Genomic DNA, 3,612 nt, shown 5'->3' with positions numbered 1-3,612 from the left:
TGGTGCGGGCGGCGACGCCCGCTTCGGAGCCGGTCTCGGCGGCCAGCGTGTAGACGGCGCCGTCGGCGCTGCCGAGCACCGTGCGGCCGTCGGCGCGTCGGGCGATGGCGGTGAAGTCGACGTCGGCGGCGGCGGTGACGTCGACCCGGGCGGTCTGCCCGGCGGCCAGGTCCACGACGAAATAGCCGCCGCGCGCCGACAGGTAGGCGCGGCCCCGACCGTCGCCGCTGAGTGCGGTCGCCGGGCCGGGCAGCGCGATGCTGCGCGGCGGGCCCGGCGCGGCGTCGAACACGGTCAGCACGGCCGGGTTCCGCGGCTCGGAACCGGGGGAGAACACCGCCAGCCGCGACGTCGCCGGGTCGAAGACGGCTGCGGCCGGTGCGCCGGCGAGCGGCCGGATCGTCCCGGCCGGGTGCTGGGCGGCAACCGGGGAGACGGCGGGCTGCGCCGGCGGGATCGTCGGCGGCCCGGTGATCGGGTTCGCCGAGCACCCGGCCAGCAGCGCCACCGAGAGCGTCAGCCCGACGATGCGAGGCTGATCCGGGTGGCTACGGTGCGGTCGGTGCGGTGGCAATGGGGTGCTCTCGGCTGGGTCGTGGCGAACTGCGGCGAACCCGATTCTAAGGAGGTGCCGGTCGGCCCGGCCGGCCCCGCCCGTCGGCGCGGCGGCCGGCGGTGGCCTCCGTCAGTGTCTCGCCTGGCACGCGGAACGGCAGTCGCTGATCGTCGAGGTGTACCGGCCGGGGATGACCGGACCGGTGCCGCAGAGCCAGGACGTGGCCGCCACGTCGCGGCGCTCGGCTCCGACCGGTAGCCGCGGTCCGGTCGCCCGGTCGCCGCCCGGTACGGTCGTCGTCGTGTCCGCAGTCGAGCCGATGTCGTGGTTGCAGGTTGTCGTGCTCTCGGTTGTGCAGGGGCTGACCGAGTTTCTGCCGGTGTCGTCGTCGGGTCACCTGGCGGTGGTGTCCCGGTTGTTCTTCGCCGGTGACGCCGGCGCCTCGTTCACCGCGGTCACCCAGCTCGGCACCGAGGTGGCGGTGCTGGTCTACTTCGCCAAGGACATCGCCCGGATCGCCAAGGCCTGGCTGGCCGGTGTGGCGGCGGCGGGCAGGAAGACCTGGGTCACGGCGGGCGTGCCCTCGCGCGGCGGCGGCCTGCTGGCCGCCCATGACGACCCGGACTACCGGATGGGCTGGTACGTGATCGTCGGCACCATCCCGATCTGCGTGCTCGGCCTGCTGTTCAAGGACCAGATCCGCTCCGGGGTGCGCAACCTGTGGGTGGTGGCGATCGCGTTGCTGGTGTTCTCGGCGGTGATCGCCGCCGCCGAGAACATCGGCCGGCAGACCCGCCACTACGACCGGCTGAGCGTGGCGGACGCGCTCTTCGTCGGGTTCGCCCAGACGCTGGCGCTGGTGCCCGGGGTGTCCCGGTCCGGGGTGACGATCAGCGCCGGGCTCTTCGCCGGGCTGGACCGCGAGCTGGCCGCCCGGTTCGGTTTCCTGCTGGCCATCCCGGCGGTCTTCGCCTCCGGGCTGTTCTCGCTGCCGGACGCATTCCACCCGGACGGCGAGGGGATGAGCGCCACCGGCCCGCAGCTGCTGGCGGCGACCCTGATCGCGTTCGGCATCGGCTGGGCGGCGGTGGCCTGGCTACTGCGGTTCCTGGTCGGCCACAGCATGTACTGGTTCGTCGGCTACCGGGTGATGTTGGCGGCGGTGCTGCTGGCGCTGCTGGCCACCGGCGTGGTGGCGGCCACGTGACCGCCGGCGACGATGCAGAGCGCAGCGATGCTGAGGAGTGGCGTTAGATGACCGTCATCCTGCTGCGGCACGGCCGGTCCACCTCGAACACCGCCGGTGTGCTGGCCGGGCGGTCGGAAGGGGTCGACCTGGACGACACCGGCAGCCGGCAGGCGGCCGAGCTGCCCGCCCGGGTCGACGGTCTGCCGATCGCCGCGCTGGTCTGCTCGCCGCTGCTGCGCTGCCGGCACACGGTGGCGCCGCTGGCGGCGGCGCTGGGGCTGGAGCCGGTCGTCGACGAGCGGTTGACCGAGGTCGACTACGGCTCCTGGACCGGCCGGAGGATCGCCGAGCTGACCGACGAGCCGCTCTGGACGGTGGTGCAGGCCCACCCCAGCGCGGCGGTCTTCCCCGACGGCGAGGGGCTGGCCCAGGTGCAGTCGCGGGCGGTGGCAGCGGTCCGCGAGCACGACCGGCGGCTCGCCGAGGAGGCCGGCGCCGACGTGCTCTGGCTGGCCTGCACCCACGGCGACGTGATCAAGGCGCTGATCGCGGACGCGCTCGGCACCCATCTGGACAGCTTTCAGCGGGTGACCGCCGACCCGGCATCGCTGAGCGTGATCCGCTACACCCCGCTCCGCCCGTTCGTCGTCCACGTCAACCACACCGGCGCGCGGCTGGCCGCCGCCCTCACCGCACCGCCGCCCGATGCCGGCCCGAGCCTCGCCGAGAGCGACGCCGTCGTCGGCGGGTCAACCGACTGACCGCCCCGGCGGACATCACAACTAGGCCGCAAAACGCCCGGTGCGGCATGGCCAAGTGCCCGGTGCGGTACGTCCGGTCGGTATTTTGGAGGTGCCATGGCCCGCGCAATCCACGTCTTCCGCACCCCCGACCGCTTCGTGGCCGGGACCGTCGGGCAGCCCGGCGACCGCACGTTCTACCTGCAGGCGGTGCACGACGACCGGGTGGTCTCGGTGGTGCTGGAGAAGCAGCAGGTCGCCGTGCTCGCCGAGCGGATCGGGGCGCTGCTGATGGAGGTGCACCGCCGGTTCGGCACCCCGGTGCCGCCGGAGCCGGCCGAGGTCGACGACCTCAGCCCGCTGGTCACCCCGGTCGACGCCGAGTTCCGGGTCGGCACCATGGGCCTGGGCTGGGACTCCGAGGCCCAGACGGTCGTCGTCGAGTTGCTCGCGGTCAGCGACACCGAGTTCGACGCGTCGGTGGTGCTCGACGACACCGAGGAGGGTCCGGACGCGGTGCGGGTCTTCCTGACGCCGGAATCGGCCCGCCAGTTCGCCACCCGCTCGCACCGGGTCATCTCGGCGGGCCGGCCGCCCTGCCCGCTCTGCGACGAACCGCTGGACCCGGCCGGGCACATCTGTGTCCGCACCAACGGATACCGGCGCGGCGCGTGGTCCGAGCCGGACGATGACCCGGAAACCTGACGAGGCTGACGATCGCGCGGTGCTGCGCCGGGGGCAGCTGACCATCCTCGGACGGATCCGCTCGGCGAGCAACGCCACCTTCCTGTGCGAAGCGGCGCTGGACGGGCGGCGGGTGCACTGCGTCTACAAGCCGGTGGCCGGCGAGGAACCGCTGTGGGACTTCCCGGACGGAACGCTGGCCGGACGGGAACTCAGCGCGTACCTGATCTCGACGCAGCTCGGCTGGAACATTGTGCCCTACACCATCATTCGTGACGGCCCGGCAGGCACCGGCATGCTGCAGCGCTGGGTGGACCAACCCGGAGACGCCGCGTCGGATGCGGGCTCCGCGCACGAGCCCGACCTGGTGGAGGTGGTGCCCGCCGATCGGGTGCCGGCGGGTTATCTGCCGGTGCTGCGGGCCCGAAGCTACGCCGGTGAGC

General features: G+C 73.5%; 4 protein-coding genes and 1 pseudogene. 4 read left to right on the top strand and 1 reads right to left on the bottom strand.

Annotated elements, in window-relative coordinates:
- Positions 1–508 (bottom strand): annotated as a pseudogene (locus tag AC2VNT_RS01040) (hypothetical protein); the annotation flags it as partial.
- Positions 509–875: 367 nt separating this feature from the next.
- Here AC2VNT_RS01040 and AC2VNT_RS01035 point away from each other — a divergent pair.
- The 4 genes from AC2VNT_RS01035 to AC2VNT_RS01020 all read left to right on the top strand — a co-directional run.
- The gene (locus AC2VNT_RS01035) at positions 876–1,763 is read left to right on the top strand and encodes an undecaprenyl-diphosphate phosphatase (protein ID WP_486945092.1); all 888 of its coding nucleotides are present in this window, start codon (positions 876–878) and stop codon (positions 1,761–1,763) included.
- Between the two features lie 47 nt (positions 1,764–1,810).
- Positions 1,811–2,506 carry a histidine phosphatase family protein gene (locus AC2VNT_RS01030; protein WP_486945091.1) on the top strand — a complete coding sequence of 232 codons (696 nt, stop codon included), beginning with the start codon at positions 1,811–1,813 and terminating at the stop codon, positions 2,504–2,506.
- Between the two features lie 96 nt (positions 2,507–2,602).
- Positions 2,603–3,190 carry a DUF3090 domain-containing protein gene (locus AC2VNT_RS01025; RefSeq protein ID WP_486945090.1) on the top strand — a complete coding sequence of 196 codons (588 nt, stop codon included), beginning with the start codon at positions 2,603–2,605 and terminating at the stop codon, positions 3,188–3,190.
- Positions 3,174–3,612, top strand: a 439-nt coding sequence (locus AC2VNT_RS01020) for a protein kinase family protein (RefSeq protein WP_486945089.1), incomplete at its 3' end; no start/stop codon positions are given. The genes AC2VNT_RS01025 and AC2VNT_RS01020, both read left to right, overlap by 17 nt.

This window comes from Mycobacterium sp. TH-M15, from assembly GCF_057473705.1.
Note: the sequence above shows the minus strand (reverse complement) of the source record. Positions and strands in the feature narration are given on the sequence as shown.

Coding starts and splice junctions, on each gene's coding strand:
- AC2VNT_RS01035 (WP_486945092.1), top strand. CDS start 876: ATGTCGTGGTTGCAGGTTGTCGTGCTCTCGGTTGTGCAGGGGCTGACC.
- AC2VNT_RS01030 (WP_486945091.1), top strand. CDS start 1,811: ATGACCGTCATCCTGCTGCGGCACGGCCGGTCCACCTCGAACACCGCC.
- AC2VNT_RS01025 (WP_486945090.1), top strand. CDS start 2,603: ATGGCCCGCGCAATCCACGTCTTCCGCACCCCCGACCGCTTCGTGGCC.